General features: G+C 66.6%; 26 protein-coding genes. 12 read left to right on the top strand and 14 right to left on the bottom strand.

Annotated elements, in window-relative coordinates; all coding sequences use genetic code 11:
- Positions 1–28 precede the first annotated feature (28 nt).
- Positions 29–1,264, bottom strand: a complete 1,236-nt coding sequence (locus GM672_RS01530) for a sensor histidine kinase (protein ID WP_155468765.1) — start codon at positions 1,262–1,264, stop codon at positions 29–31.
- Positions 1,254–2,606, bottom strand: a complete 1,353-nt coding sequence (locus GM672_RS01525) for a sigma-54-dependent transcriptional regulator (protein ID WP_155468764.1) — start codon at positions 2,604–2,606, stop codon at positions 1,254–1,256. Before GM672_RS01525 ends, GM672_RS01530 begins: the two co-directional genes overlap by 11 nt.
- A gap of 181 nt (positions 2,607–2,787) precedes the next feature.
- On the opposite strand from GM672_RS01525, the gene GM672_RS01520 reads away from it, so the two are divergent.
- Both GM672_RS01520 and GM672_RS01515 read left to right on the top strand, forming a co-directional pair.
- Positions 2,788–4,071, top strand: a complete 1,284-nt coding sequence (locus GM672_RS01520; protein ID WP_229417501.1) for an efflux RND transporter periplasmic adaptor subunit — start codon at positions 2,788–2,790, stop codon at positions 4,069–4,071.
- Between the two features lie 28 nt (positions 4,072–4,099).
- Positions 4,100–4,780 (top strand): ABC transporter ATP-binding protein, encoded by a 681-nt coding sequence (locus tag GM672_RS01515; protein ID WP_155468763.1) that lies wholly within the window; start codon positions 4,100–4,102, stop codon positions 4,778–4,780.
- Positions 4,781–4,936: 156 nt separating this feature from the next.
- Here the strand turns inward: GM672_RS01515 and GM672_RS01510 are convergent, their stop codons facing one another.
- Entirely contained in the window at positions 4,937–5,386 is a 450-nt protein-coding gene (locus GM672_RS01510) for an FKBP-type peptidyl-prolyl cis-trans isomerase (RefSeq protein ID WP_155468762.1), read from the bottom strand.
- A gap of 122 nt (positions 5,387–5,508) precedes the next feature.
- Positions 5,509–7,383 (bottom strand): potassium transporter Kup, encoded by a 1,875-nt coding sequence (locus GM672_RS01505; RefSeq protein ID WP_443094173.1) that lies wholly within the window; start codon positions 7,381–7,383, stop codon positions 5,509–5,511.
- A gap of 124 nt (positions 7,384–7,507) precedes the next feature.
- Between GM672_RS01505 and GM672_RS01500 the strand changes: the two genes are divergently transcribed.
- The 3 genes from GM672_RS01500 to ettA all read left to right on the top strand — a co-directional run bounded on the left by GM672_RS01500 (position 7,508) and on the right by ettA (position 10,571).
- Positions 7,508–7,942 (top strand): GNAT family N-acetyltransferase, encoded by a 435-nt coding sequence (locus tag GM672_RS01500; RefSeq protein ID WP_155468760.1) that lies wholly within the window; start codon positions 7,508–7,510, stop codon positions 7,940–7,942.
- Complete coding sequence (rarD, locus tag GM672_RS01495; protein WP_155468759.1) at positions 7,939–8,835, top strand: EamA family transporter RarD; 897 nt, start codon at positions 7,939–7,941, stop codon at positions 8,833–8,835. The genes GM672_RS01500 and rarD overlap by 4 nt, the downstream gene beginning before the upstream one ends.
- A 68-nt stretch (positions 8,836–8,903) precedes the next feature.
- Positions 8,904–10,571, top strand: a complete 1,668-nt coding sequence (gene ettA, locus GM672_RS01490) for an energy-dependent translational throttle protein EttA (RefSeq protein WP_155468758.1) — start codon at positions 8,904–8,906, stop codon at positions 10,569–10,571.
- Positions 10,572–10,655: 84 nt separating this feature from the next.
- Here ettA and GM672_RS01485 read toward each other — a convergent pair whose 3' ends face one another.
- Both GM672_RS01485 and GM672_RS01480 read right to left on the bottom strand, forming a co-directional pair.
- Positions 10,656–11,246: an outer membrane beta-barrel protein gene (locus GM672_RS01485; RefSeq protein ID WP_155468757.1), complete on the bottom strand. Its 591-nt coding sequence runs from the start codon at positions 11,244–11,246 to the stop codon at positions 10,656–10,658.
- 244 nt (positions 11,247–11,490) lie between these two features.
- Positions 11,491–12,108 (bottom strand): alpha-ketoglutarate-dependent dioxygenase AlkB family protein, encoded by a 618-nt coding sequence (locus GM672_RS01480; RefSeq protein WP_155468756.1) that lies wholly within the window; start codon positions 12,106–12,108, stop codon positions 11,491–11,493.
- A gap of 41 nt (positions 12,109–12,149) precedes the next feature.
- Here GM672_RS01480 and GM672_RS01475 point away from each other — a divergent pair, with 41 nt between their 5' ends.
- Positions 12,150–12,728 (top strand): molybdopterin-dependent oxidoreductase, encoded by a 579-nt coding sequence (locus GM672_RS01475; RefSeq protein ID WP_155468755.1) that lies wholly within the window; start codon positions 12,150–12,152, stop codon positions 12,726–12,728.
- Between the two features lie 72 nt (positions 12,729–12,800).
- On the opposite strand, the gene GM672_RS01470 is transcribed toward GM672_RS01475, so the two are convergent.
- The 8 genes from GM672_RS01470 to GM672_RS01435 form a co-directional block, all read right to left on the bottom strand.
- Positions 12,801–13,163 carry a hypothetical protein gene (locus GM672_RS01470; protein WP_155468754.1) on the bottom strand — a complete coding sequence of 121 codons (363 nt, stop codon included), beginning with the start codon at positions 13,161–13,163 and terminating at the stop codon, positions 12,801–12,803.
- Positions 13,164–13,382: 219 nt separating this feature from the next.
- Positions 13,383–14,204: a Rossmann-like and DUF2520 domain-containing protein gene (locus GM672_RS01465; RefSeq protein WP_155468753.1), complete on the bottom strand. Its 822-nt coding sequence runs from the start codon at positions 14,202–14,204 to the stop codon at positions 13,383–13,385.
- On the bottom strand, positions 14,204–14,788 hold the full coding sequence (locus GM672_RS01460) for a DUF924 family protein (protein WP_155468752.1): 585 nt from the start codon (positions 14,786–14,788) through the stop codon (positions 14,204–14,206). Before GM672_RS01460 ends, GM672_RS01465 begins: the two co-directional genes overlap by 1 nt.
- Before the next feature lie 15 nt (positions 14,789–14,803).
- A complete protein-coding gene (locus tag GM672_RS01455) occupies positions 14,804–15,550 on the bottom strand; it encodes an MgtC/SapB family protein (protein ID WP_155468751.1) in 747 nt (248 codons plus the stop codon).
- A gap of 4 nt (positions 15,551–15,554) precedes the next feature.
- Positions 15,555–15,818: a hypothetical protein gene (locus GM672_RS01450; RefSeq protein WP_155468750.1), complete on the bottom strand. Its 264-nt coding sequence runs from the start codon at positions 15,816–15,818 to the stop codon at positions 15,555–15,557.
- The gene (locus GM672_RS01445) at positions 15,815–17,638 is read right to left on the bottom strand and encodes an aminopeptidase P family protein (RefSeq protein ID WP_155468749.1); all 1,824 of its coding nucleotides are present in this window, start codon (positions 17,636–17,638) and stop codon (positions 15,815–15,817) included. Before GM672_RS01445 ends, GM672_RS01450 begins: the two co-directional genes overlap by 4 nt.
- 97 nt (positions 17,639–17,735) lie before the next feature.
- Positions 17,736–18,818, bottom strand: a complete 1,083-nt coding sequence (locus GM672_RS01440; protein ID WP_229417500.1) for an alpha/beta fold hydrolase — start codon at positions 18,816–18,818, stop codon at positions 17,736–17,738.
- Between the two features lie 132 nt (positions 18,819–18,950).
- Positions 18,951–19,637 carry a Crp/Fnr family transcriptional regulator gene (locus GM672_RS01435; RefSeq protein ID WP_155468748.1) on the bottom strand — a complete coding sequence of 229 codons (687 nt, stop codon included), beginning with the start codon at positions 19,635–19,637 and terminating at the stop codon, positions 18,951–18,953.
- A 302-nt stretch (positions 19,638–19,939) separates the two neighbouring features.
- Here GM672_RS01435 and GM672_RS01430 point away from each other — a divergent pair, with 302 nt between their 5' ends.
- Genes GM672_RS01430 through GM672_RS01405 form a run of 6 tightly spaced genes read left to right on the top strand, consistent with a single transcriptional unit; the run spans position 19,940 to position 26,797 of the window.
- On the top strand, positions 19,940–21,886 hold the full coding sequence (locus tag GM672_RS01430) for an AMP-binding protein (protein ID WP_155468747.1): 1,947 nt from the start codon (positions 19,940–19,942) through the stop codon (positions 21,884–21,886).
- Positions 21,887–21,900: 14 nt separating this feature from the next.
- The gene (locus GM672_RS01425; RefSeq protein WP_155468746.1) at positions 21,901–22,722 is read left to right on the top strand and encodes an ABC transporter ATP-binding protein; all 822 of its coding nucleotides are present in this window, start codon (positions 21,901–21,903) and stop codon (positions 22,720–22,722) included.
- On the top strand, positions 22,718–23,614 hold the full coding sequence (locus tag GM672_RS01420; protein ID WP_170299890.1) for a branched-chain amino acid ABC transporter permease: 897 nt from the start codon (positions 22,718–22,720) through the stop codon (positions 23,612–23,614). Before GM672_RS01425 ends, GM672_RS01420 begins: the two co-directional genes overlap by 5 nt.
- A gap of 1 nt (position 23,615) precedes the next feature.
- On the top strand, positions 23,616–24,674 hold the full coding sequence (locus GM672_RS01415; RefSeq protein WP_155468745.1) for a branched-chain amino acid ABC transporter permease: 1,059 nt from the start codon (positions 23,616–23,618) through the stop codon (positions 24,672–24,674).
- A 25-nt stretch (positions 24,675–24,699) separates the two neighbouring features.
- Entirely contained in the window at positions 24,700–25,992 is a 1,293-nt protein-coding gene (locus tag GM672_RS01410) for an ABC transporter substrate-binding protein (RefSeq protein WP_155468744.1), read from the top strand.
- Positions 25,993–25,996: 4 nt separating this feature from the next.
- Positions 25,997–26,797 (top strand): ABC transporter ATP-binding protein, encoded by an 801-nt coding sequence (locus GM672_RS01405; protein ID WP_155468743.1) that lies wholly within the window; start codon positions 25,997–25,999, stop codon positions 26,795–26,797.
- Positions 26,798–26,811: the final 14 nt, after the last annotated feature.

The raw sequence follows: 26,811 nt of genomic DNA, 5'->3' as shown, positions 1-26,811 counted from the left end.
TCCTCAAAACAGGGGACTGTCCCCGGTTTTAGAAGCTGACGATGAAGCGGGCGCCGCGCGTGACGGCGCGGGCGTGCCGCACGGTGCCGCCGTTGCCGTGCACCAGCTGGCGCACCATGGCCAGGCCGATGCCGCGGCCCTGTTTCTTCGTCGAGAAGAACGGCGTGAAGATGTGCGGTGCCATGTCGTCCGGCACGCCGGGGCCGTTGTCGGACACTTCGATGCGCAGCCGCCCGCCCCGCCCCAGCCTCGCGTGCACCTGCGCCTGCGGCGCGGCCACGTCCGCCGTGGCTTCCGCCGCGTTCTTCAGCAAATTGAGCAGCGCCTGTTCCAGCTGGCCGGGATCGGCCAGCAGCGCCAGGGTGGCCGGTTCGACAAAGAAATCCGCCTTGCCGCCCCGTGCCTGCCACGCCGGCCCCACCAGCGCCGCCAGCCGGCCGAACAGATCGGCCAGGGCCACCCGTTCCGGCCGGGCCGGCGGCACGGTCGACAGGCTGCGGTAGCTGGCCACGAAGTCGATCAGGCTGGCCGAGCGACGCGCGATGGCGTCAAGGGCCGTGGCGATATCGGCCACGGCGTCGTCACCGGCGGCGACGGCAGGCGGCTCGCCCAGCAGGTCGCGAGCCGTGCGCGACAGCGATGCCACCGGCGTCAGCGAATTCATGATCTCGTGCGTGAGCACGTGCACCAGCTGGCGCCATGCGTTCAGCGCTTCCGCTTCCAGCTGGCTCTCCACCGGCAGCAGGGCTACCAGGTGCTGGCTCTCGCCCTGCACGGTCAGCGCGGACACGGCCACCAGCGCGCGCTCCGTTCCCCGCTCGGTATCGAAGCCGATCAGCGAGCGCTGGTCGGCCGGCTGCGCCGCCAGCAGCGCGCACAGGCGCTCCGGTTCGACGGCGCGGCCCGGCGCCAGCAGCCGGCGTGCATTGCCGTTCAAGGGTGCGACGGCAGCGGGATCGCCCGGCTGCGCCACGGTGAACAGGGCAATCGGCGCATGCTCCAGCCGAGCCTCCAGCGCCAGCAGGGCACTCGCCGCCGCCTGCGCATCGCCGTGACGGGGCGGTGCGGCCGCTTCCGGCAGCGGGCGCCGCAGCGTGAGGCGCGCCAGGCAGTGCCACAGCAGCAGGCCTGCCAGCAGCATGCCGATCCCGCACAGCACCAGGAGGCGCGGCGAGTCGCCTACCCGCGCAGCGCATGCCGCCAACGCCATCAACACCGCAACGGCAGAACCGACGCCGGCCTTCGGCCAGCGCTCAGATGCCATGCTTGTCCAGCTTGCGGTACAGGGCCGCGCGGCTCACGCCCAGTGCCCGGGCGGCGTGGCTGATATTGCCCTGGGCCTGGGCCAGCGCGGCGGCGATGGCATCGCGCTCCAGGGTGCTCAGGGTTGCCGTGGCGTTGACGGTGCCTGCGACCGGTACCGGCAACGGTACCACTGCCGCCGTCACCTGCCCCACGCTGAAATCGTCGACGTCGTACTGCTCCCCGGCGCCCAGGATCACGGCCCGCTCGCAGGCATGCCGCAGCGCCCGCACATTGCCGGGCCACGGGTGCGCCTGCAGCGCCGCCTGCGCGGCGGCGGACAAGGCGCGCGCCGGCCGCCCGTACTGGGCCTCGTACACATCCAGGTAATGACGCAGCAGCGCGGAAATATCGGCCGGGCGTTCGCGCAGCGGCGGCACGCGGATGACGATGGTGTTCAAGCGGAACAGCAGGTCGGGCCGGAACACGGCCGGATCGAACAGGCGCGCCTCATCGAGGTTGGTGGCGCTGACGATGCGTACGTCCACGCTTTCGGCCCGGTCGGCGCCCAGGGGGGTGACTTCGCGCCGCTCCAGCGCCGTCAGCAGCTTGGCCTGGCCGGCCAGCGGCATATTGCCGATCTCGTCGAGGAACAGCGTGCCGCCCCGTGCCGCCTGGAAGCGCCCCGGGCGGTCCGCCCTGGCGTCCGTGAAGGAGCCCTTGCGGTGGCCGAACAATTCGCTCTCGAAGGTGGATTCGGGCAGCGCGCCCATGTCCACGGGCAGGAAGGTCTGGCCGGCGCGGTGCGACGCGTCGTGGATGGCCCGCGCCACCAGTTCCTTGCCCACGCCGTTCTCGCCCAGCACGAGCACATTGGCCTGCGTGGGCGCGACGCCGGCGATCATGGCCCGCACCGCCCGCATCGGCGCCGACTCGCCCATCAGCGCCGACGTGGCCGCCTGCGCGGGCGTGGCCGTGCGGCGTGCCAGTGCGCTGTCGACGGCGGCGACGAGGCGCGCGTTGTCCCACGGCTTGGTGAGGAAGTCACCGGCGCCGCGCTTCAGGGCCTCCACGGCCAGCGGCACGTCGGCATACGCCGTCAGGGCGATGACGGCCGGCGCGCTGGGCTGGCGGCGCAGCAGGTCGAGGGCGGCCAGGCCTTCGGCACCGTCGGTGCGGCCCGGCGTGAAGTTCAGGTCCAGCAGCACGACGTCGGGCATGGCGCGCGCCAGCAATGCCGGCAGGCCGGCCGGATCGTCCAGCACCAGCACGTCGGCATGGCGCCGGCGCAGCAGCATGCGCGCGGCGCAGGCCACGTCGGCATCGTCGTCGAGGATCAGGATACGGGCGGTGGAGTCGGCCATGGTGCGGCGATTCTAGCAGCAGCCCTGGCCCGGCGACGAAGGCTTTTTGCGCACTGTCCGGAAGCGGACAGCCCACGCTGTCCACATGTGGACAAAGCCCGCACGAGACACCCGTTCCAGCCCTTCCGCACGCCTGGCACATGCCTTGCTGTATGGGAGAACCACTGTTACCGGACGCCGCATGAACCACCCGCCTCCCCTGCGCCCCGCCACCGGTGCGGCCATGGACACCATCGTGCCGCGCCGCCGCCACCCGCTTGCGCTGGCCGCCATCGCGATCCTCGTCGCGCTGGCGGCAGCCCTGGCGTGGTGGTGGTGGCTGCTGCCGCGCGGGCTGCAGGTGGCCGGCGCCGACCTGCGCATCGCCACCGTCGAACGGGGCATCTTCCGCGACGATATCGCCGTGCGCGCCAGCGCCGCGCCGCTGCATGCGGTGATCCTGGACTCGGTCGAATCGGGCCGGGTCGAGGAAGTGTTCGCGCGCGACGGCGAACTGGTGACGCAGGGCCAGCTGCTGTTTCGCATCTCGAACCCGCAGCGCAACCTCGAACTGCTGGCGCGCCAGTCGGAGCACGCGCAGCAGATCTCGAACCTGTCGACCCTGCGCGTGGCCGAGCAGAACGACCGCAGCCAGCGCCAGCGCCGGCTGGACGACCTGGCCTTCGAGCTGGAGCAGGCCGCCAAGGCGCTGACGCGCGGCGAACGGCTGGCGGCGCAGGGCTATATCTCCAGCGTCAGCCTGGAGGAAACGCGCGACCGGCATGACAAGGCGCGGCGCGCGCTGGCGCTGGAACAGGCCAGCAACGCGGCCGAGGACAAGGTGCGCGGCAATGCGCTGGGCCAGCTGGAACAGGCCATCGACGGCCTGCGCGACGGCCTGCGACTGGTGCAGGCGACCGTCGACGCGCTGGCCGTGCGCGCCCCCGTGGCGGGGCGGCTGACGGACTTTCGCCTGCAGGTGGGCGAATCCATCGTGACGGGCAAGAACGTCGGCCGCATCGACGACCCGGCCCGCTTCAAGCTGCTCGCCCCCGTCGACGAGTTCTACCTGAACCGCATCGCCGTGGGCCGGACCGGTGCCGTGCAGCTGGACGGCAGGCGCTATCCGGTGCGGGTCGGCACGGTCTACCCGCAGATCCGCGACGGCCGCTTCACCGCCGAGCTGCTGTTCGCGGCCGGCCAGCCGCCGGCATTGAATCCGGGCCAGAGCGTCGATGCCCACATCACGCTGGGCGAACCGGCACCGGCGCTGCTGCTGCCGAACGGCGCCTTCGTCAACGACAGCGGCGGCGCCTGGGCCTTCGTGCTGACGGATGCGCGCCAGGCCGAGCGCCGCGCCATCAGCACGGGCCGGCGCAACAACGCCCAGGTCGAGGTGCTGGGCGGACTGCGCGCGGGCGAACGGGTGATCGTCTCGGCCTACGCGCCGTTCGGAAAAGCCACCCGGCTGCAGATTTCCAAGTAATCTTCCACCATCGCTCAAAGGAATGGCAATGCTCAAACTCTCAGGTGTCAGCAAGATCCACGTGGCCGGCGAAGTGCAGACCACGGCGCTCGACCGCATCGACCTGGAAATCGAGGCCGGCGAATATGTCGCCATCACGGGACCCTCCGGTTGCGGCAAGTCCACCCTGCTCAGCCTCCTGGGCCTGCTGGACGTGCCCACCAGCGGCGACTACTGGTTCGAAGGCCGGAATGTGGCCGCATGGGGCGAAGCGAAGCTGAACGAGCTGCGGCGCGGGCGCGTCGGCTTCATCTTCCAGAGCTTCAACCTGATCGAGGAGTTGTCCGTGTTCGAGAACGTGGAACTGGCGCTCGAATACACGGGCATGCCGGCCCGCGAGCGCCGCGCGAAGGTGGCGCAGATGCTGGAGAAGCTGGGCGTGGCGCACCGGGCGAAGCACCGGCCTTCGCAGCTCTCCGGCGGGCAGCAGCAGCGCGTGGCGATCGCGCGCGCACTGGTGGCCGGCCCCGCCATCCTGCTGGCCGACGAACCGACAGGGAACCTGGACACGGCCCACGGCGACGACGTCATGCGCCTGCTGCGCACCATCAACGCCGAAGGCACGACAGTGGTCATGGTGACGCACTCCCCGGCCCACGCGGCCCAGGCCTCGCGCACGCTGAACCTGCTCGATGGGCGCATCATCGTCGATGCACTCAGGGCCGCCTAGGCCCTGAACTTGTCCACCTTGGGCGGCTTGAAGCCCCGAACTCGTTTACCTTGGGCCGCGTGAGGCCCGGAGCCTGTCCACGTCGGGACGCTGGAGGCCATGGCAGAAGACGAAAAAAAGGCGGCCAGCGGCCGCCTCGTCATGCTGCGCGAACGATCAGCGCTTGATCGCCACCATCTCGACGTCGAACACCAGCGCCGAATTGGCGGGAATCGCGCCCTGCGCCGTGGCGCCGTAGGCCAGCGAGGCGGGCATCACCAGGGTGCGCTTGCCGCCCACTTTCATGCCGGGGACGCCCTGTTCCCAGCCGGCGATGACGTTGCCGCGGCCCAGCACGAAGGTAAACGGCGTCTTGCCCACGCTCGTTTCGAACTGGCTGCCCTTGCCGCCCGTGGCCGTGGCGGAATACAGGTAGCCCGTGTAATGCACCGTCACGGTGTCGCCGGCGGTCGCTTCGGTGCCGGTGCCGACGACGGTGTCGGTCTTGCTGAAAACCGGCTGTGGCGCGGCAGGGTTGCTGGCTGGCGTGTCGCTGCCGCCACCGCCGCAGGCGGTCAGCGCCACGGCGCATGCCAGGGATGCGGCAATCTGGAAGATCGATTTCATAGTTCTCACTTTTGAAGGAGGGTCATGCCGCGCCTGGCCCCCGCCGGCGCGAACAGCGGGGAAGTGTAACGGAGCAATACCCCCAGCGGGTGCTTTGCAACACTTTCGTTACAATTTCGCCGTCAGATCTCCACCTGGGTACCCAGCTCGATCACCCGGTTGGGTGGAATCTGGTAGTAGTCGGCGGCGGCGCGGGCATTGCGCGACATGGCCACGAACAGGTGCTCGCGCCATGGCGACATGCCGCCGCCCGGCGCAGAGATCACCGTCTGGCGGGCGATGAAGAAGGAGGTCTCCATCATCTCGAACGTCAGGCCATGGTCGGCGCACAGGGCCAGCACGGACGGGATGTCCGGTTCGTCCTTGAAGCCGTAGTTGATGTTGAGCTGATAGCAGTTGTGGCCCAGGTCCGTGATGCGCAGCTGCTCGTCGCTGGTGACATAGGGCTCTTCCAGGATATGCACCGTCAGGAACACGACGCGCTCATGCAGCACCTTGTTGTGCGAAAGGTTGTGCAGCATCGCGTGCGGCACGCCGTCGCTTTCGCCACGCAGGAAGACGGCCGTGCCGGGCACGCGCGCGGGTGGGGCGACAAACAGCGAGGACAGGAAGTCCTCCAGCGGAATGGCGTGCTTTTCCAGGTTGCGGAACACCAGGTAGCGGCCGGTGCGCCACGTCAGCATGATGGTAAACAGCGCCGTGCCAAGGGCCAGCGGCATCCAGCCGCCATGGAACAGCTTCAGGGTGCTGGCCGAGAACAGCATGATGTCCATCGCGATGAAGAAGCCGGTGGCGGCGAAGCACACCAGCAGCGGCAGGTGCCAGCGGTAGCGGATCACGAAGAAGGTCAGCACCGTGGTGGCCAGCATGGTGGCCGTGACGGCGATGCCGTAGGCGCCGGCCAGGCTGTCGGAGGAACCGAAGCCGATGACGGCGCACAGCACCACCACCAGCTGCAGCCAGTTCACGGCCGGGATGTAGATCTGGCCGATCTGATGCTCGGACGTGTGCAGCACGCGCATGCGCGGCAGCAGGCCCAGGGCGATGGCCTGCTTGGTCATCGAGAAGGTGCCGGAAATGGTTGCCTGCGACGCGATCACGGCGGCCATCGTCGACAGCACCACCAGCGGGTAGACGCTCCAGCTGCCCAGCTGGTGGAAGAAGGGATTGTCGACCGCTTCCGGATGGCGGATCAACAGCGCGCCCTGGCCGAAGTAGTTCAGCGCCAGCGCCGGGAAGCAGACCATGAACCAGGCCATGCGGATCGGTTTCTTGCCGAAGTGGCCCATGTCGGCATACAGCGCCTCGGCGCCCGTGAAGGCCAGCACCACGGCGCCCAGCGCGACGAAGGCGATGAAGCCGTTGTGGTACATGAAGGTGAACGCGTGCAGGGGATTCAGGGCACGCAGGATGGCCGGTTCCTGGGCGATGTTGATCACGCCCATGACGGCCAGCGCGGCGAACCACACCATCATGATGGGGCCGAAGAAGCGGCCGATGCCGGCGGTGCCGTGCCGCTGCACGGCGTACAGCGAGACCAGCACGACGATCGCGGCCGGCACGACGTAGCGCTCCAGCGCGGGGGCGGCCACTTCCAGGCCCTCGATCGCACCCAGCACGGAAATGGCGGGCGTGACGACGCTGTCGCCATAGAACATGGTGGCGCCCAGCACGCCGATCACCAGCAGCGGGAAATGCCAGGCGGAGCTCTTGCTGACCGAATTCAAGGCCAGCGCCATCAGCGCCATGATGCCACCCTCGCCCCGGTTGTCCGCGCGCAGCACCAGGGTCACATACTTGAGCGAGACGATCATCGTCAGGCCCCAGAAGATCAGCGAGATAATCCCGAGCAGGTTCGCCTGGGTCAGCGCCAGGCCATGCTCGGCGTCGAAGATGGTCTTCAGCGTATACAAGGGACTGGTACCGATGTCACCGTAGACGATCCCCACCGCAGCCAGGGTCAGCGCGGCGATACTGCTTTTTTTATCTGTCAAAATTGCACCCAAAGTAAGTTTTGGCGCGTTGCACAATAGGCTAAGCGTTCCGGAAAAGCAAGCACCGAGCGCTGCCGTGCGAGCACCCCGGCATTGTGGTATTTTCCACGATTCACGAAAGAACACGATGCCAATCAGTCCTGCCCAGGCTGCCGACCTGCCCCGCCTGTTCGAGGTATGGGAAAGCGCGGTCCGTACCACCCACGATTTCCTGACCGAAGAAGCGATTGCGCAACTGGCACCGCTGGTGCGCAATTTGCTGGCGGACTGCTCGCCACTGTACTGCCTGCGCGACAGTAACGGCGCCCCCTATGCATTCCTGGGTGTGGCCGCCGGCACCATCGAGATGCTGTTCGTACACCCCGAGCGGCGTGGCGCCGGGGCGGGACGCACGCTGGCCGAGTTCGCCATTGCCACCTTGGGCGCACGCAAGGTGGACGTCAACGAGCAGAACGGCCAGGCTGCCGGCTTTTACCGGCGCCTGGGCTTCGAACAGGTCGGCCGTTCGGCACTCGACCCCTTCGGTAACCCTTATCCCATCCTGCACCTGGAGCTGCCATGAACCGCGGTATCGCCTACGCCGCGCTGGCCTTCCTGATGTGGGGCCTGTTTCCCCTGTACTTCAAGGCGCTGGCCGAAGTGCCGCCGACCCAGATCCTGGCGCACCGGATGGTCTGGTCGCTGCTGTTCCTGTGCGGCGTGCTGACGGTGCGGCGCCAGTGGCAGTGGCTGCCGGCCGTGCTGCGGCGCCCCCGCGTGGTGGCAACGTTCACCCTGAGCGCCCTGCTGCTGTCGGCCAACTGGTTCATCTATATCTGGGCCGTCAACAACGGCCACGTCATCGACGCCAGCCTGGGCTACTTCATCAATCCCCTCGTCAACGTGCTGCTGGGGCTGCTCGTATTGAAAGAGCGCCTGCGCCCGGGCCAATGGGCTGCCGTCGGCGTGGCGGCGCTGGGCGTGCTGTGGCTGACGTGGCAGGCCGGCCAGCTGCCGTGGATCGCGCTGCTGCTGGCCGGCAGCTTCGGTGCCTATGGCCTGCTGCGCAAGACGGCCGCGCTGGCGGCGCTGGAAGGGCTGTCGTTCGAGACCCTGCTGCTGTTTCCGCTGGCGGGGGCGTATGTCGTCTGGCTGACCCTGCAAGGCGAAAATGCCTTCCTCAATACCGGCAGCGACACGACGCGCTGGCTGCTGGTGGCGGCCGGACCGATCACGGCCATCCCCTTGCTGCTGTTCGCCGCCGGCGCGCGCCGCATTCCCCTGTCCGTACTGGGCATGCTGCAATATATCGGGCCCACCATCCAGATGCTGCTGGGCCTGACGGTCTTCCATGAGACCTTCACGACGGCGCGGCTGGCCGGCTTCATCGTCATCTGGAGCGCACTGGCGCTGTACATGCTCGAGGGCGTCTGGACCAGCCGGCGGTCCGCGCCGGCCACTGCGCCGGCTGGCTAGTCAGGCCCGTTTGGCGTATCCTTGTTGACCTTCTGTATTTACATTCACCTCATTCGAGTTATTTCTAAATGGCAAATTACGTCTATACCATGAACCGCGTGGGCAAAATCGTCCCGCCCAAGCGCCAGATCCTCAAGGATATTTCGCTGTCCTTCTTCCCGGGGGCGAAGATTGGCGTGCTGGGCCTGAACGGCTCCGGTAAGTCGACCTTGCTGAAGATTATGGCCGGCATCGATACGGACATCCAGGGCGAAGCACGCCCGATGCCGGGCCTGAACATCGGCTACCTGCCGCAGGAACCCCAGCTGGACCCGGAAAAGACCGTGCGCCAGGAAGTGGAATCGGGCCTGGGCGAAGCGTTCGAGGCGCAAGCCAAGCTCGACGCCGTGTACGCCGCCTATGCGGACGAGGATGCCGATTTCGACGCGCTGGCCGCCGAGCAGGCGCGCCTGGAAGCGATCATTTCGTCGTCGGACGGCGGCAACCTGAACCTGCAGCTGGAAATGGCCGCCGATGCGCTGCGCCTGCCGCCGTGGGATGCCAAGATCGCCGTGCTGTCCGGCGGTGAGAAGCGCCGCGTGGCGCTGTGCAAGCTGCTGCTGTCCAAGCCGGACATGCTGCTGCTCGACGAACCCACCAACCACCTGGACGCCGAGTCCGTCGAGTGGCTGGAGCAGTTCCTGCTGCGCTTCCCCGGCACCGTCGTCGGCATCACCCACGATCGCTACTTCCTCGACAATGCCGCCGAATGGATCCTGGAACTGGACCGCGGCCATGGCATTCCATGGAAAGGCAACTACAGCTCCTGGCTGGACCAGAAGCAGGCCCGCCTGAAGCAGGAAGAAGCGACGGAATCGGCGCGCCAGCGCGCGCTGCAAAAGGAACTGGAATGGTCGCGCCAGAATCCGAAGGCGCGCCAGGCCAAGTCGAAGGCCCGCCTGGCCCGCTTCAACGAACTGTCCGAATACGAATACCAGAAGCGCAACGAAACGCAGGAGATCTTCATCCCCGTCGCCGAGCGCCTGGGCAATGAAGTGATCGAATTCAAGAACGTGTCGAAGGCTTTCGGCGACCGCCTGCTGATCGACAACCTGTCGTTCACCGTACCGCCGGGCGCCATCGTCGGCATCATCGGCCCGAACGGCGCCGGTAAGTCGACCTTGTTCAAGATGATCGCCGGCATCGACAAACCGGACAGCGGCGAAGTTGTGATCGGCAAGACCGCCCAGGTGTCGCTGGTGGACCAGAGCCGCGACGAACTGGGCAACAGCAAGACGGTGTTCGAGGACGTCTCCGGCGGCGCCGACATGCTCAGCGTGGGCCGCTTCGAAATGCCGTCGCGCGCCTACCTGGGCCGCTTCAACTTCAAGGGCGGCGACCAGCAGAAGATCGTCGGTAACCTGTCCGGTGGCGAACGGGGCCGCCTGCACCTGGCGAAAACCCTGCTCAAGGGCGGCAACGTGCTGCTGCTCGATGAACCGTCCAACGACCTGGACGTGGAAACCCTGCGCGCGCTGGAAGACGCGCTGCTGGAATTCGCCGGTTCCGTCATGGTCATTTCCCACGATCGCTGGTTCCTGGACCGGATCGCCACGCACATCCTGGCCTTCGAAGGGAACTCGCAAGTGACCTTCTTCGACGGTAACTACCAGGAGTACGAAGCGGACAAGAAGAAGCGCCTGGGTGAAGAAGGCGCCAAGCCGAAGCGTATCCGCTACAAGCCGCTGACGACGTAAAAAAAACGGGACCCGATCGGGTCCCGTTTTCATTGGCGCACGGCCGAAGCCGGCGCCGTCAAACCGAGCGCAGCAGGTCTGAGTTTAGAAGCTGTAGCGGGCGCCCAGCGAGACGCCACCCTTGCGACGGCCCAGGTCGTTGCCGCTCTTGCCGTAGTGTTCGTATTCCAGCGACAGCGAGACCTTCTCGTTGATGGCGTACTCGGTGCCCAGGGCCGCATAGACGCTGTTCTTGCTGTAGTCGTCCTTGGCGCTCAGGCCCAGTGCGGAACCGGTCACTTCGTTGCGGTTGTGGGCCACGCCCAGCTTGCCGAACACATTGACCTTCTCGGCGACGGGATAGCTGGCCTTGCCGGCCAGGTAGAACGATTCGGACTCGGACTTCAAGCGGCCATTGACGCCGGCCAGCTTGTAGTCGGCCTCGCCCTTGCCGAAGTTGGTGTAACCGCCTTCGACGGCGAACATCGGGTTGATCTGGTAGCCGGCAAAGACTTTGCCGCCCCATTCCGTCTTCTTGTGATCGCCGACGGCAGTGACGTTCGGTCCGTCGATATCGAAGCGGTGCTCGGTGGCGGTGACGCCGACGCCGGCATATGGCACGCCATCGGCGGCCTGGGCGGACATGGCGCCCAGGGCGCCTACGGTAGCGATTACGGCAAGGATGGTCTTTTTCATGTTCGATCTCTCGGCAAATGGTTGAGTTGCTTGGATCGCGGTTCGTCCAGGGAACTGCGACACGACCAAGATAGCATCGACTTTGATTTATAAAAGGTCCATTTACGTAATAATTGTTAGTAGTTGTAATCGCTATTGAAATGCCGGGTTACCGCCCAAGATGAGGTGGTTACGTCACGCTTTTCGAACGTGAGTTGGCCCACACATGGGCAAAATCGTCGCGCGGACAGGATTGCACAAACGCCTACTTTCGGTTAGCCATCGGCGTCACAATCATGCGGAAGGTGAGATTGATGCGCACGCTGCTGGGGCGGGTCTGCTTGTTGATGCCGTGCCGCCAGTGCTGCTGCAAGGTACCGGCCATCAGCAGCAGGCTGCCGTCCGTCAGGTCCAGCTTGACCGTTTTCGGCAGGCGCTTGTGCTTCAGGATGAAGGTGCGGGTGGCGCCGAAGGACACGGAGGCAATGGCCGGATCGGCGCCCAGCTCGCGCTCGTCGTCGCTGTGGAAGCCCATGCTGTCGCGCTCGTTGCGGTAGCAGTTCAACAGCACACTGTTGAACTGGCGTGCCGTCACCGTCTCGACGGCCTGCTTGATTTCCAGCAGCAACGGCGTGCACGGCAAGGGGTGGAAGGTGCGGCCGGAATAGGTGTAGGCGGCCTCGCCATACCAGGCCGACAGGCGCGGCTGCTTCTGTGCCTTGCCGTAGATGAAGATGGTTTCCTCGCGCCACGCGATCTCGTCCTGCAACTGGCGCAGCACGGCATCGTTCGCGATGGCCAGGGGCAGCTGCGGCAGGAACGCCAGCTCGCCATCGTCGATCGGCATGGCTTGCAGGGTGGCTGGGTCGGAAAACAGGTCCATGCGCGCTATCATAGCGGACCCGCAATTCTTCTCCGACGACGATGGAAAAACGCTTTTTCCTGGCCGGCCTTGCCACGGCCGGTGCCCTGCCCGCCCTGGCCGCACCGGCCCGGCAGGCCACGCCGCAAGGACCGGCCCTGTTGACCGTGACGGGCGCGATCGCGCGCGCCAACCGGGGCAGGTTCGATCCCGTGGCGGACCAGATGTTTCATAAGCAGAAGCTGGCCTTCGACAAGGCCTGGGCCTTCGATTTCGCCGCGCTGGCGGCGCTGCCGGCGCAGACGATCCGGCCCACTCTGGAATATGACGGCAAGGTGCACGCCTTGAAGGGACCGTTGCTGGTGGATGTGCTGCAAGCGGCCGGCGCCACCCTGACGGACAAGCACCGCATCACCCTGCGCGCCGTGGACGGCTACGCCGCCGCGATCACGGGCCTGGAGGCGCGCACGCGCCGCTATCTCGTCGCCACCCACCTGGACGGCCGGCCGATGGCGCTGGGTGGGCTCGGCCCGCTGTGGGCCGTCTACGATGCGGACCGGATCGCGGAGATGGCCGCGCGAGCGCTGCCGGAACGCTTCAGTACGTGCCCGTGGGCGCTGTACCACATCGATCTGGGCTGATCGGGCCGGCACCAAAGACAAGGGGTGCCGGCATCGCTGCCGGCACCCCTTTGCCTGCCCGCTCGCGCATGCTTATGCGTAGGCTTCGGCCAGCGACATCACGCGCGGCGTGTAGGCCACGCCCACGTCGCCGAAGATCTTGGCGATCTGGGCCATGTTGGCTTCCAGCTCTTCCGCTTTCCAGCCCTTGAACAGGTCGGTGCCGTCCTTCTGGAAATGCAGGTCCAGCACCTTGCCGCGGTCCTTGTGGGTGTAGCCCGAGCTGTGGGTCTGCTGGAAACCGGCGGCGGCCAGCGCTTCCAGCACGGCCGTCGGCGGATTGTCCGGGTCGGTGGCCAGGTAGACGCCGTAGGTCTTGCCGGGCGGTTTCGCGGCGATATCGACTTCATAGATACCGGGCGCCTTCGTCACGGTCGTGGATTTCAGAAATAGCATTACGATCCCCTATCCGGCGCCGATGGGGCATCGCGCCGATGATGAATGAGTGTTGTGTTGGAGTAAGAGAGGCCTAGCTTATTGCCTTCAGCCAAATTTGTCGATCACTACGGTCTCATTTTTGCTGTAGCGCAACGCTTACGGCGTAAACCCGGGATGTCCTGACAAGATTGCCTGACGATTGTTGCCTGGACCAGTAGCGAATAAGGAAATCGGCGTTCAGCCGCCCTGCTTGCGCGCGGCCAGCGCCTGCGTCGGCGGCACCAGTGCTTCGTACAAGGCTCCCGTCGCCGCGTCCCAGGCGGCGACGGCGGCCTGCTGGCGCGCCACGGTGGCCAGGTCGCCCCGGGCAATCGGACCGCTCAGGGCCGGCGCGGCGCCGAGGCGGAACACATTCGACAAGCTTTCCTGCGCCAGCGGCCGGGCCAGCTCGCGCGCCACCGGTTCGGGAATGCCGGCGGCCTGGTAGGCGCGCAGGGCCGCGTCGAGCACCGTCACCAGGTAGTTGCTGGCGAAGACGGCGGCAGCGTGGTACACGGTCTTGGCCGCCGCATCGATAACGACGGGGCGGGCACCGATGGCTTCCAGCGCCGGCATCAGCAGCGCCAGCGCCGCCGCATCGCCTTCGATGCCGCAGAAGGTGCCTGCAAACGCGGCGGCCACGGCTTCCGGATCGGCGAAGCTGCGGATCGGGTGGACGCTGGCGACGTGGGCCCCGGCCGCCCGCGCCGCCAGTAGCTGGTCGGACGCCAGCGCGCCGCTGCAGTGAAAGACGACGGCGCCGGCCAGCGGCACGGCCGCCGCCAGCGCCTCACAGGCGGGGCCGATCTGGTCGTCCGTGACGGCCAGCATGTAGCAGTCGGCCGGGCGCAGGCCCGTATAGTCGGCCGCGCTGCCGGCGGCGATGAAGTCGACGCCGCACCCGGCCGATGCGGGCGAGCGGGCCAGCACCTGCTGCACCGTGAAGGCGGCATGCGCGTGGAACAGCCGGCCCAGCACGCGCGCCACATGGCCGGCACCGACGATGTTCAGGGTGGGCATCAGAAGCCGGACCCCGGCTGCTGCAGGTACTGCTCTTCTTCCGGCGTGGACGGCCGGCCCAGGATGGCATTGCGGTGCGGGAAGCGGCCGAACTTGCGGATCACGGCGTGGTGGCGCCGGGCGTAATCGAGCATGCTGTCGAAGCCCGTGCTGGAGGCGGCCAGCTTGTCGTACAGGATGACGGAACGCTCCTGCAGCGACAGGTTCTCGGCGTGCTCGAAAGGCAGGTAGGCAAAGGCCCGCTGCACGGGCGGCAAGGTCTGGCTGGCGCCGGAATTGTCCAGCGCGAGGGCCGCTTCCAGCGCCAGCGGGTCGCCCGCGAAGGCCTTCGGCGTGTCCCGGTAGACGTTGCGGGTGAACTGATCCAGCACGAGGATGCGGGCCAGCGCGCCTTGCGTGCCTTCGTCGTCCCACTGGCGCAGGCCGCCGGCCAGGGCCTGCTCGATGGTCTCGCCGAAGCGGGTGAATATCTCGCGGTCGAACGCGTCATCCTTGCGGAACCATTCCATGCGGTGCGCGTTGTGGCCCTTCACGCCGATCGGCAGGAACCAGAAATCGAGTACGTCTTGTGCCGTGACGAGCATTGGGATGTCCTTTAATCAGTTGCGGGCGTGGGTCAGCTGGAAGCTGTCGATGCCCTCGAATTTTGCCATCTCGGCGGCCAGCTGGGCCAGCGGCGAGCCGGTGCGCTTGCCCAGGGCCAGCGCGACGAAGCGCCATTCCATGCTGCCCTTTTCCTGGGTGATCATCAGCGAGCCGCCGGCGATCTCATAGCCGCGCTCCAGTGCCAGGCGGCGCAGGGTGTCCTCGTCCGGTTCGCGGCCCGGCTTGAAGCGCATCGTGATGGCGATCGCATGGCGCGACGGCAGCCACGCCTCGATCTTGGACAGGTAGATCATCACCATCGCGCACAGCAGCGCCAGCCCCATCGCGGCAAGATAAAAGCCGACACCCACCAGGATGCCGATGACGGACGAGGCCCAGATCGACGCGGCCGTCGTCAGGCCACTGATATTGAAGCCTTCGCGCATGATGACGCCGGCGCCGAGGAAGCCGATGCCGGTGACGATGCCCTGGATCACGCGCGTGGGATCGGTGCCGACGACGGAGCTGGCGATGTGGCCGCCGAACCAGAAGTCCGGGTAGCCGCCCACCACCGTCAATGCGGCCGAGGCCATGCACACCAGGCCATAGGTACGCATGCCGGCGGCGCGGCCGTGGTAGGCCCGCTCGTAGCCGACCAGCATGCCCAGCACGAGGGCGCCGAACAGGTTCAGCAGGATGACGCCATTGGTCATCAGCTCGCGCGACGACCAGTACGCGCCCAGGAATTCGGCGGTGGGCATCACATCAGGCCTTCGGCGCTTTCTTCGTCAGCTGCTTTTCGAAGGCGATATCGAGCTTGCTGACGCGCTTCGGTGTCTGTGGCCCCTGGGCATTGACGAAGGCGACGAAATCGTCCAGGTCCATCGGCGGGCACAGGGGCGGCTGGCCCGGTCCTTCGGTGAGGAAGAAGTGGCCGCTGCCGGTGATCGACATCGACCAGCCGGGATTGCCGCTGCGCAGCTTGAGGCGGTCGACGGCGTTCGATGCGCGGGTGGAGCGGGCGCTCATAATGGTTGGGTCCTTTCTTCCAGCCAGGCCAGGGCGGCGCCCTGCACATGGGGGCGCAGCCGTGCCAGCACGGTTGCATGGTAGTCGTTGAGCCACGCGAGTTCATCGTCGCGCAGCAGCAGGCGGTCGATGCATCGGGTGTCGATGGGGCACAGGGTCAGGGTCTCGAAGCGCAGGAAGGGCCCGAATTCGCCTTCGCCCGCGTCCGCGTTCAGCACCAGGTTCTCGATGCGGATGCCCCATTTGCCGGGCCGGTAGATGCCCGGCTCGATCGACGTGATCATGCCCGGCTCCATCGCCGTATGGGCGTCGGGCGGCGTCGACGGTGAAATCGACTGGGGCCCTTCGTGCACGTTCAGGAAATAGCCGACGCCGTGGCCGGTGCCGTGGCCGAAGTCGATGCCGGCTGCCCAGATGGGCGCGCGGGCAATCGCATCGAGCAGCGGCGCACGCGTGCCGCGGGGGAAGCGCGTGGCCGACAGGGCCATCATCCCCTTCAGCACGAGGGTGAAGTCACGCCGGTGTTCGACGGTGATGGCGCCCACCGGCACCACGCGGGTGATGTCGGTGGTGCCGCCCAGGTACTGGCCGCCCGAATCGATCAGCAGCAGGCCGTCGCCGGCGATGGTGGCGCAGGCGCCCGGCGTGGCGCGGTAATGCATGATGGCGCCATTGGCCTGGAAGCCGGCGATGGTGCCGAAGCTGGGGCTGACGAAACCGGGCCGCCGCGCCCGGGCTGCCGTGATGTGGCGATCGATATCGACTTCGTCCAGCGGCCTCTCGTGGCGGCGCGCCAGCGCCTCCTCCAGCCACGCGAAGAATTCGCACAGCGCCGCGCCATCCTGCTCCATCGTGGCGCGCACGTGGGCCGCTTCCTCAGCCGTCTTGCGCGACTTGGCGAAGGTGGTGGGGTTGATCGCCTCGATCACCGTCACGTGGTGCGGCACGGCCTGGCGCGTGCCGTGCGTGACGCGGCGGGGATCGAGCAGCAAGGTCATCGTCGGGTCGAGCGCGGCCAGCGCATTCGGCATTTCCGCATACGGCGCCAGGTCGACGCCATCGGCCGCCAGTACCGCCTGCAAATCGGTCGGCACCTTGCCCTCGGCCACGAACAGGGTGGCACGCTCGGGCGCGACCAGCGCATGGGCGACGAAGATCGGGTTGTACGACACGTCGGCGCCGCGCAGGTTGAGCAGCCAGGCGATATCGTCGAGCGTGGAAATCAGGTGGCGCTGGGCGCCATGCTGCGCCATCGCTTCACGCAAGGCCGCCAGCTTGACGGCGCGGGGCGTGGTGGCGAACGGCGGCAGGTGCTCGAACACGGGCGCTTCGGGCAGGCCGGGCCGGTCGGTCCACACGTCGTCCAGCACACCGAGGTCCGTGCGCAGCGCGATGCCGCGCGCATCGAGCGCCTGGCGCAGCTGGCGTGCAATCGCCAGGCCCAGCACGGCGCCATCGACGGCCACCACCTGGCCGGGCCGCAGGGTGGCCGCCAGCCAGTCGATGTACTGCGTGCCGGCGCCGGACGGGATCTTCATCAGTGCGATGCCGCTGCCGGCCAGTTCGTCCTCGGCCTGGGTCCAGTAGCGCCCATCCGTCCACACCCCGGCTTCCTCCTGGGTGGCGATGAAGGTGCCGACCGAGCCGGTGAAGCCGGACAGCCACTCGCGCCCCTTCCAGCGGGGCGGCAGGTATTCGGACAGGTGCGGGTCGGAGGACGGCACCAGGCAGGCATCGACGCCGTGGTGGCGCATGGCCTGGCGCAGCGCGGCCAGGCGGGCAGGAACAAGGGAATCGGTGGACGAATCGGGTCTGGACATGATCGGTATCGGTGCTTTCAGCCTCGCGGCTTGTCGAGGCACTATGATACCGTGACCGCCAGGCCCGTGCCGCCGCGCCGGCCACCCGGGCGCGGCGTCAGTGCAGCACCCGCGGCGGGGTGTCGCCGTCGTGGTGGGTGGTCTGCTGGAAGTCCATGCGCGGGCGGTTTTCCACCATGTCGCGCACGGCCCGCACGATTTCGTCCTGGGCCACGTAGTGGAGCATGTGACCGGCATCTTGAACTGTGTGCAACTGGCTCTGCAGCAGTTCGCGGTGCAGCCGCTCGGCGTTCTGCGCGGGCGCAACCAGCTTGTCGCCGCTGCCGGAGAAGATCGTCACGGGCAGCTTGATATCGGCGTAGCGGTGCCGCAAGCTGGCGGCGGCCGGTATCATCAGGGCCGACTCGGCGCCGGACGCGCGCAGTTGCGAAGGCCGCAGCGACAGCCACTTGGGCCAGCGCGCGAAGCTGACCGCCTCGGCCCGGGGGCTGAAGACCTTCTTGACGAAGCCCTTCCACATCAGACGGCCCAGCAGCGGCGACACGGTAAAGCGCATCACGTCGCCCAGCAGCGGCACGGCCGGCGCCGACATCAGCGCCACGTCCAGCCGCGGGCTGGGGTAGTAGTAACCGGACAGCAGGATCAGGCCGCGCACGGTGGCCGGCGCATCCAGCGCCATCGCCAGGGCCACCAGGGTGCCCCAGGAATGGCCCAGCACATAGGCCGGGCCGGCGTCGAGCTGTTTCAGGGCCTTGCCCAGCAGGGCGGCCTGCTCGGCCGGCGTCCAGACGGTGCTGCGGGGGCGCTCGCTGTAGCCAAAACCGGGGCGGTCGAAGGCGATCACGCGGTGGTCGCGCGCCAGCATGTCGATCAGGCCGGATAGTTCGAAATCCAGCGACGTGGCGCCATTGCCGTGCAGCAGCACCACGACGGGGCCGGCGCCGCGCTCGACATAGTGCAGCCTGACACCGTCCACCTCGACGAACTGGCCGGCCGGCGGGCTTTCCGCCTCGGCCTGCCGGGTCTTGCTGCGCACCACCAGGTAGGCAGCGCCCAGCACGGCCGCGCCGACCGCCAGCTTGGCCGCCAGCGACGGCGAGACCACCGGCTCCCGCGTGACCAGCCGCGAGCGCAGGTTCCACCCCTGCACGTCCCCATCCTGCCTCTTCATCCTTGCCATGACGACTCCCAGAATTCAAGCTTGTTTGTCCTAGACTAAACCTGGGGGCGGCGATTCTTTGTTAGGGCACTAACACACTTGGGTTGAAAGTCCGTTGATGAAAGCAAGGGCTGGAAGCGGGTCAGCGACGGCTCACGCCTCGAACTGCCGCAAGCCTTCCAGGTCGAGGATGCGGATACCGCCGTAGTCGACCCGCAGCAGGCCCTTGCGTTCCAGCACTTGCAGGGCCTGGTTGGCGCGCTGACGCGAGGCGCCCGACAGCAGGCCCACTTCTTCCTGCGAAATCTGCACCAGCCGTTCGATGCCGGGGTAGAGGTGGGAGTTGAACAGCGAGGCCAGGCAGCGCGCCACCTTCGTGTCCGGGTCCAGCAGCCGTTCGTTCTCGACCATGCCGATGAACTGGCCCAGCCGTTCATTCAGCTGCATCAGCAGGAAGCGGGTGAAGGGCAGGCTCGTTTCCAGCAGCCATAGAAATGTCTCGGCCGGCATGCGCGCGATACGGCTGTCGCGCAGGGCCATCGCGTCGTATTTGCGGTGCTCATCCTTCAACAGCGAACCTTCGCCGAACCAGCCGCCGGGCGGCACGCCCGTGAACGTGACGCTTTTGCCGGACGGCGAGAAATTGTTCATCTTGACCATGCCGGCAATGATGCCGACCCAGTTGTCGACGACCTCGCCCTTGCGGCACACGTAACCACCCTTCGGCACGAACACTTCGAAGGTGGTCGCCTCCACCCGCGCCATTTGTTCGGGCGTGAGCATGCGCGCCCAGATGGCACTGTTGAGGGCTTCTTTCAGGCTGGGCTGCTTGACATCCATTGTTGCGTCGCACCACAAAAAAACGGGGGAAATGTCTTTGAAAAGACAACCTTGCTTCATATCGCAAGTTAATATCATCACACAGATTGCGCACTGAATCAGAACTAAAGGAAGCGCTGATTTCATTCTGGCGGGAGGGAATGGTCCTGAAAAATGCGTCAGACAAGGCGCAAGTCATCGTCAATACCGAGGTATGGCGATGACCTGCAACGCAGTATGGCGCTTTTTCTCAGGGCCAGGCCCCCCTCCACGAATAAATCAGCGGTTCCAATATAAGCCCGGACTGGGCAAGGGAGACACTGATGCAGACACAAGCAACCACATTTCCGCGCCGTTTGCTGGAGCACGCGCGGGAACGGCCCGGCCACAGTGCCTACCGGGAAAAATACCTGGGCATCTGGCAAAGCTGGACCTGGGCCCAGGTCAACGACGAGGTGCGCGCCCTCGCCTGCGGCCTGGCCGCGCTGGGCTTCGAACGGGGCATGCGCCTGGCCATCATCGGCGACAACCGGCCACGCCTGTACTGGTCGATGCTGGCGGCCCAGTGCCTGGGCGGCGTGCCCGTGCCCCTGTACCAGGACGCGCCGGCGGCCGACATGGCCTATGTGCTGGAAAACGCCGGCATCCACTTCGCCATCGTCGAGGACCAGGAACAGGTCGACAAGCTGCTGGAACTGCAGGCCCTGTATCCGGGCATCACGCAGATCGTGTTCGACGACGAACGGGGCATGCGCCACTACCGCCAGCCGGGCCTGGTGTCGTTTGCGCGGCTGCAGGAAGCGGGCCGCACCTGGGACAGCGCCCATCCCGGCTTCTACGATGCCGCCATCGAAGCCGGCCAGGGCAGCGACCATGCCGTCATCCTGTACACCTCCGGCACCACCGGCAAACCGAAGGGCGTCTGCCAGACCCATACGGCCCTGCTGGCGGCCGGCAGCGGCGGCGTCGCCTTCGAAAAGCTGACGGAACGGGAAAACGTGCTGTCCTACCTGCCGATGGCATGGGTGGGCGACTGCCTGTTCTCGTTCGCGCAGGCCCTGGTGGCCGGCTTCACCGTCAACTGCCCCGAGTCGGGCGAGACGGTGATGACGGACTTGCGCGAGATCGGCCCGACCTATTATTTCGCACCGCCCCGCATTTTTGAAAACATGCTGACGCAGGTGATGATCCGGATGGAGGATGCCGGCACCATCAAGCGCGCCATGTTCCACCGCTTCATGGCCGTGGCGCGCCGCTGCGGCGCCGACCTGCTGGACGGACGGCCCGTGCCGCTGGGGGACCGTATCGCCTACGCGCTGGGCCAGGTGCTCGTGTACGGCCCGCTGAAGAATGTGCTGGGATTCTCGCGCGTGAAGGTGGCCTATACCGCCGGCGCGGCCATCGGCCCGGACCTGTTCCGCTTCTACCGCTCCATCGGCGTCAACCTGAAGCAGTTCTACGGCTCGACCGAAACGTGCGCGTACATCTGCCTGCAGCCGGACGGCCAGATCAAGTTCGACAGCGTCGGCATGCCGGCGCCCGGCGTCGACGTGCGCCTGGCCGAGAACGGCGAGGTGCTGGTCAAGTCGCCCACCTTGATGGAAGGGTATTACGAGCGCCCCGACGCCACGGCCGAGGCGATCGACGCACAGGGCTTCTTCCACACGGGCGACGCCGGCGTGTTCGACACGGACGGCCACCTGCGCATCATCGACCGCGCCGCCGATGTGGGCAAGCTCAATCACGGCGCCATCTTCGCGCCCAACTACATCGAGAACAAGCTGAAGTTCTTCCCCTTCATCAAGGAGGCGGTGGCCTTCGGCGACGGGCGCGACATGGTGTGCGCCTTCCTTAACATCGACCTGGAGGCCGTGGGCAACTGGGCCGAGCGGCGCGGCATCGCGTATGCGGGCTACACCGACCTGGCCGCGCACGAACAGACCTATGCGCTGATGCAGGAATGCGTCGAGAAGGTCAACGCCGACCTGGCCGGCGAAGCGCTGATGGGCCACACGCAGATCCACCGCTTCCTCGTGCTGCACAAGGAACTCGACCCGGACGACGACGAACTGACCCGCACGCGCAAGGTGCGCCGCAAGTTCATCGCCGACAAGTACGCCGTGCTGATCGACGCCCTGTACGGCGGCAAGCCGTCGCAGTTCATCACTACCCAGGTCAAGTTCGAGGACGGCCGCAGCGGCGTCGTGTCGGCCGACGTGCGCATCGCCGACTGCCGCACCTTCCCCGTCGTGACCACCGCCGCCGCATGACCGAGGCCAAACCCATGCAGATGAACGAACCCGATGTGCACTTCCATGGCGGCCGCGCGACCGGCCCCGTGATCCTGGACCTGCGCAATATCTCGCTGTCCTTCGGCGGCGTCAAGGCCCTGACCGACATCTCCTTCGACGTTCGCCAGCACGAAATCCGCGCCATCATCGGCCCGAACGGCGCCGGCAAGAGCTCGATGCTCAACGTGATCAACGGCGTGTACCGCCCGCAGCAGGGCGAGATCGTCTACCGGGGCCAGCACCGCAAGAACATGGACTGCTATGGCGCGGCCAAGTCCGGCATTGCCCGCACCTTCCAGAACATCGCCCTGTTCAAGGGCATGACGGTGCTGGACAACATCATGACGGGCCGGAACCTGAAAATGACGTCGAACTTCCTGCTGCAGGCCCTGTACTGGGGCCCGGCGCGGCGCGAGGAAATCGCCCACCGCCGCAAGTGCGAGGAAATCATCGACTTCCTGGAAATCCAGCATATCCGCAAGACGCCCGTCGGGCGCCTCCCCTACGGCCTGCAAAAGCGCGTGGAGCTGGGCCGGGCCCTCGCGGCGGAACCGGAAATCCTGCTGCTGGACGAGCCGATGGCCGGCATGAACGTGGAGGAAAAACAGGATATGTGCCGCTTCATTCTCGACGTGAACGACCAGTTCGGCACGACCATCGTGCTGATCGAGCATGACATGGGCGTCGTCATGGACATCTCCGACCGTGTCGTCGTACTGGACTACGGCTGCAAGATCGGCGACGGCACGCCGGACGAAGTGCGCGGCAATCCGGATGTGATCAAGGCTTATCTCGGGGGCGACAGTGGACATTAACTTCTTCTTCGAAGTGCTGATCGGCGGCCTGCTGTCGGGCGTGATGTACGCGCTGGTGGCGATCGGTTTTGTGCTGATCTACAAGGCCTCGGGCGTGTTCAACTTCGCCCAGGGCGCGATGGTGTTCTTCGCCGCACTCACCTGCGTGGGCCTGATGGACAAGTTCGGCCTGCCCCTGTGGCTGGCCATTCCCGCCACCATCGTCGCCATGGTGATCCTGGGCTTCGCCATCGAGCGGGTGGTGCTGCGGCCCCTGGTCAACCAGCCCGAGATCACGCTGTTCATGGCCACCATCGGCCTGGCCTTCTTCCTGGAAGGACTGGCGCAGCTGATCTGGGATTCGCAGGTGCACCAACTGGTGCTGCCCATCGAGGACGTGCCGCTGCAGTCGGTGCTGGACCGCTTCAATATCGTCGTCTCGCAGTTCGACGTGACGGCAGCCGCCGTCTGCGGCGTGCTGGTGCTGGTATTGGCCGTGCTGTTCTCGAAGACCAAGGTGGGCCGGGCCCTGCGCGCCGTGGCGGACGACCACCAGGCCGCGCTGGCCGTGGGTATTCCGCTGCAGCGCATCTGGGCCATCCTGTGGGCCGTGGCCGGCGTGGTGGCGCTGGTGGCGGGGCTGTTGTGGGGCGCCCGCAACGGCGTGCAGTTCGCGCTGACCTTCATTGCACTGAAGGCCTTGCCCGTGCTGATCCTCGGCGGCTTCACGTCGGTGCCGGGGGCCATTGTCGGCGGCCTGATCATCGGCGCTTCGGAAAAGCTGGCCGAGGTGTATATCGGCCCGATGGTGGGCGGCGGCATCGAGGGCTGGTTCCCGTATGTGCTGGCGCTGCTGTTCCTGCTGGTGCGGCCCGAAGGGCTGTTCGGCGAAAAACTGATCCGGAGGATCTGACATGTTCTATCGCGAAGCCGGCCAGTTCAAGACCACGTACGAAACGGACGGCCAGATCCTGCCGCTCCGCCAGGACCGCATCGCCCTGCTGGCGACCCTGGCCGTGGCGCTCCTGGTACTGCCGTTCGTGGCCACGCCCTATTTTTTATCGGCCATCCTGATTCCCTTCCTGATCTTCTCGCTGGCCGCCCTGGGCCTGAATATCCTGACGGGCTATTGCGGCCAGCTCTCGCTGGGCACGGCCGCCTTCATGGCCGTGGGCGCGTTCGCGTCGTGGAATTTCGTCTACCGCATGCCCGGCCTGCCGATCCTGGCCGCCTTTGCGCTGGGCGGCCTGTGCGCGGCGCTGGTGGGCATCGCCTTCGGCCTGCCGTCGCTGCGCATCCGCGGCTTCTACCTGGCCGCCTCCACCCTGGCGACGCAGTTCTTCGTGGTCTGGTGCCTGACCAAGATTCCCGCGCTGACGGGCGGCAGCGCCTCGGGCGTCATCACGGCGCAGAAGATCGAAATCCTCGGCTACGCCTTCGACACGCCGCAGCGCAAGTTCGTGCTGGTGCTGCTGATCGTCTCGTTCATGGCCCTGCTGGCGAAGAACATGGTGCGCTCCAACGTGGGCCGCTCCTGGATGGCCGTGCGCGACATGGACGTGGCGGCCGAGGTGATCGGCATCCGCCCCATGCGCACCAAGCTGCTGGCCTTCGCCGTCAGCTCGTTCTACTGCGGCGTGGCCGGCGCCCTGTATGCATTTGCCTACCTGGGCACGGTGGAACCGGAGGCCTACAGCCTGGACCTGTCGTTCCGCATCCTGTTCATGATCATCATCGGCGGAGTCGGCTCGATCCTTGGCTCCTTCCTGGGTGCGGCCTTCATCGTGCTGCTGCCGGTGGCGCTGAACATGCTGGCGCACGGCCTGGGCCTGCCCACCAGCGTGGCCTCGAACCTGGAGCTGATGGTGTTCGGCGCCCTGATCATTTTCTTCCTCATCGTCGAACCCCATGGCCTGGCGCGGCTGTGGCAGATCGGTAAGGAAAAGCTGCGCCTGTGGCCCTTCCCGCATTAGAGCTAAAACAATCAAGGAGACAAGCATGCAATTGAAATCCCTCGTCATCGGCGCCCTGCTGGCCGCCAGCGCCACCACCGCCTACGCCCAGACGCAGTTCGTCGCCCTGCCCTCGTACCGGGTCGGGCCGTACGCGTCGGGCGGTTCCGGCTTCTACGGCGGCATCATCGATTACTTCAACCTGGTCAACCAGGCCGGCGGCGTCAACGGCGTCAAGGTGACGTGGGAAGAATGCGAGACAGAGTACAACCCGTCGCGCGGAGTCGAGTGCTACGAGCGGCTGAAAACCAGCCAGGGCGGCGCCACCCTGGTCGAGCCCCTGTCGACCGGCATCGCCTACGGCATCCTGGACCGCATCCCACAGGACAAGATCCCCATGACGATGCTGGGCTACGGCCGCTCGGACGCGGCCAACGGCAAGGTGTTCCCGTACGTGTTCCCACTGATCTCGAGCTACTGGAGCCAGGCCGCCGCGATGGTGAAATACCTGGCCGACAAGAACGGCGGCAGCCTGAAAGGCAAGAAGATCGTCCACCTGTACCACGACTCGGCCTTCGGCAAGGAACCCTTGCCGGTGCTGGAGGCGCTGGCAAAGCAGCAGGGCTTCGAGCTGGTGAAGGTGCCCGTGGCGCCGCCGGGCAGCGAGCAGCAGGCCCAGTGGCTGCAGATCCGCCAGGCCCGGCCCGACCACGTGATCCTGTGGGGCTGGGGCGTGATGAATTCGGTGGCCATCAAGACGGCCCAGCGCAATGGCTTCCCGCGCGACAAAATCCTCGGCGTGTGGTGGGCAGGCTCCGAAGAAGACACCGTGCCGTCCGGCGACGCGGCCAAGGGCTACACGGCCATGTCGTTCAACACGCCGGGCAATTACCCGGTGCTGGACGACATCCGCAAGAAGGTCTACGCGGCCGGCAAGGGCAACCTGTCGGACCAGGCCCGTATCGGCTCGGTGTATCACATGCGCGGCGTCACGGCCGGCATCCTGTTCGTCGAAGCCATGCGCGCGGCCCAGGAAAAATACGGCAAGGGCAAACCCGTCACGGGCGAGCAGCTGCGCTGGGGCCTGGAAAACCTGAACATCGACGCGGCACGCCAGAAGGCCATCGGTGCCGTCAACATGTTCCCCACCGTGAAGACCAGCTGCGAGGACCATGAAGGCTCGGGCGCCGTCAAGGTGCAGCAGTGGGACGGCAAGAAGTGGGTGGCCATCACGCCGAACTGGATCGTGGGCGACCGCGCGCTGGTGAAGAAGCTGGTGGACGAGTCGTCCAACAAGTACGCGGCAGAGAAGAAAATCACGCCGGCCTGCCTGAAGTGACGCCATGAGCTACCTCTCCGTCAACAATATCGAGGTGATCTACGACCACGTGATCCTCGTGCTGAAAGGCGTGTCGCTGCAGGTCCCGCAGGGCAAGATCGTCGCCCTGCTGGGCGCCAACGGCGCCGGCAAGTCGACCACGCTGAAAACCATCTCGACCTTGCTGCGGGGCGAGCGGGGCGACGTCACCAAGGGCGAGGTGCATTTCCAGGGCCAGCGCATCGACCAGCTGACGCCCAATGAGCTGGTGAAGCGCGGCCTGTCGCAGGTGATGGAGGGGCGCCACTGCTTCGGTCACCTGACGATCGAGGAAAACCTGCTGACGGGCGCCTATACGCGGCAGGCGTCGCGCGCCCAGCTGCGCGATTCGCTCGACAAGGTGTACCACTACTTCCCGCGCCTGAAGGAGCGCCGCGCCAGCCAGGCCGGCTACACCTCGGGCGGCGAGCAGCAGATGTGCGCCATCGGCCGTGCGCTGATGGCGCAGCCGTCCATGATCCTGCTGGACGAGCCGTCGATGGGCATCGCGCCGCAGATCGTGGCCGAGATCTTCGGCATCGTGAAGGACCTGAACGTGCGCGAGAACGTCTCGTTTTTGCTGGCCGAGCAGAACACGTCGGTGGCGCTGCGCTACGCCGACTTCGGCTACATCCTGGAAAACGGCCGGGTCGTGATGGAAGGCGCCGCCGCCGACCTGGCCGCCAACGAGGACGTCAAGGAGTTCTACCTGGGCGTCTCGGGCGCCGGGCGCAAGAGCTTCCGCGACCAGAAATTCTATCGCCGCCGCAAACGCTGGCTGGCCTGACAACAAGACGACAC

The organism is Pseudoduganella buxea (assembly GCF_009720835.1).
Taxonomy (GTDB): Bacteria; Pseudomonadota; Gammaproteobacteria; order Burkholderiales; family Burkholderiaceae_D; genus Rugamonas; species Rugamonas buxea.
Note: the sequence above shows the minus strand (reverse complement) of the source record. Positions and strands in the feature narration are given on the sequence as shown.

Coding starts and splice junctions, on each gene's coding strand:
- GM672_RS01530 (WP_155468765.1), bottom strand. CDS start 1,264: ATGGCATCTGAGCGCTGGCCGAAGGCCGGCGTCGGTTCTGCCGTTGCG.
- GM672_RS01525 (WP_155468764.1), bottom strand. CDS start 2,606: ATGGCCGACTCCACCGCCCGTATCCTGATCCTCGACGACGATGCCGAC.
- GM672_RS01520 (WP_229417501.1), top strand. CDS start 2,788: ATGAACCACCCGCCTCCCCTGCGCCCCGCCACCGGTGCGGCCATGGAC.
- GM672_RS01515 (WP_155468763.1), top strand. CDS start 4,100: ATGCTCAAACTCTCAGGTGTCAGCAAGATCCACGTGGCCGGCGAAGTG.
- GM672_RS01510 (WP_155468762.1), bottom strand. CDS start 5,386: ATGAAATCGATCTTCCAGATTGCCGCATCCCTGGCATGCGCCGTGGCG.
- GM672_RS01500 (WP_155468760.1), top strand. CDS start 7,508: ATGCCAATCAGTCCTGCCCAGGCTGCCGACCTGCCCCGCCTGTTCGAG.
- rarD (WP_155468759.1), top strand. CDS start 7,939: ATGAACCGCGGTATCGCCTACGCCGCGCTGGCCTTCCTGATGTGGGGC.
- ettA (WP_155468758.1), top strand. CDS start 8,904: ATGGCAAATTACGTCTATACCATGAACCGCGTGGGCAAAATCGTCCCG.
- GM672_RS01485 (WP_155468757.1), bottom strand. CDS start 11,246: ATGAAAAAGACCATCCTTGCCGTAATCGCTACCGTAGGCGCCCTGGGC.
- GM672_RS01480 (WP_155468756.1), bottom strand. CDS start 12,108: ATGGACCTGTTTTCCGACCCAGCCACCCTGCAAGCCATGCCGATCGAC.
- GM672_RS01475 (WP_155468755.1), top strand. CDS start 12,150: ATGGAAAAACGCTTTTTCCTGGCCGGCCTTGCCACGGCCGGTGCCCTG.
- GM672_RS01470 (WP_155468754.1), bottom strand. CDS start 13,163: ATGCTATTTCTGAAATCCACGACCGTGACGAAGGCGCCCGGTATCTAT.
- GM672_RS01465 (WP_155468753.1), bottom strand. CDS start 14,204: ATGCCCACCCTGAACATCGTCGGTGCCGGCCATGTGGCGCGCGTGCTG.
- GM672_RS01460 (WP_155468752.1), bottom strand. CDS start 14,788: ATGCTCGTCACGGCACAAGACGTACTCGATTTCTGGTTCCTGCCGATC.
- GM672_RS01455 (WP_155468751.1), bottom strand. CDS start 15,550: ATGCCCACCGCCGAATTCCTGGGCGCGTACTGGTCGTCGCGCGAGCTG.
- GM672_RS01450 (WP_155468750.1), bottom strand. CDS start 15,818: ATGAGCGCCCGCTCCACCCGCGCATCGAACGCCGTCGACCGCCTCAAG.
- GM672_RS01445 (WP_155468749.1), bottom strand. CDS start 17,638: ATGTCCAGACCCGATTCGTCCACCGATTCCCTTGTTCCTGCCCGCCTG.
- GM672_RS01440 (WP_229417500.1), bottom strand. CDS start 18,818: ATGGCAAGGATGAAGAGGCAGGATGGGGACGTGCAGGGGTGGAACCTG.
- GM672_RS01435 (WP_155468748.1), bottom strand. CDS start 19,637: ATGGATGTCAAGCAGCCCAGCCTGAAAGAAGCCCTCAACAGTGCCATC.
- GM672_RS01430 (WP_155468747.1), top strand. CDS start 19,940: ATGCAGACACAAGCAACCACATTTCCGCGCCGTTTGCTGGAGCACGCG.
- GM672_RS01425 (WP_155468746.1), top strand. CDS start 21,901: ATGCAGATGAACGAACCCGATGTGCACTTCCATGGCGGCCGCGCGACC.
- GM672_RS01415 (WP_155468745.1), top strand. CDS start 23,616: ATGTTCTATCGCGAAGCCGGCCAGTTCAAGACCACGTACGAAACGGAC.
- GM672_RS01410 (WP_155468744.1), top strand. CDS start 24,700: ATGCAATTGAAATCCCTCGTCATCGGCGCCCTGCTGGCCGCCAGCGCC.
- GM672_RS01405 (WP_155468743.1), top strand. CDS start 25,997: ATGAGCTACCTCTCCGTCAACAATATCGAGGTGATCTACGACCACGTG.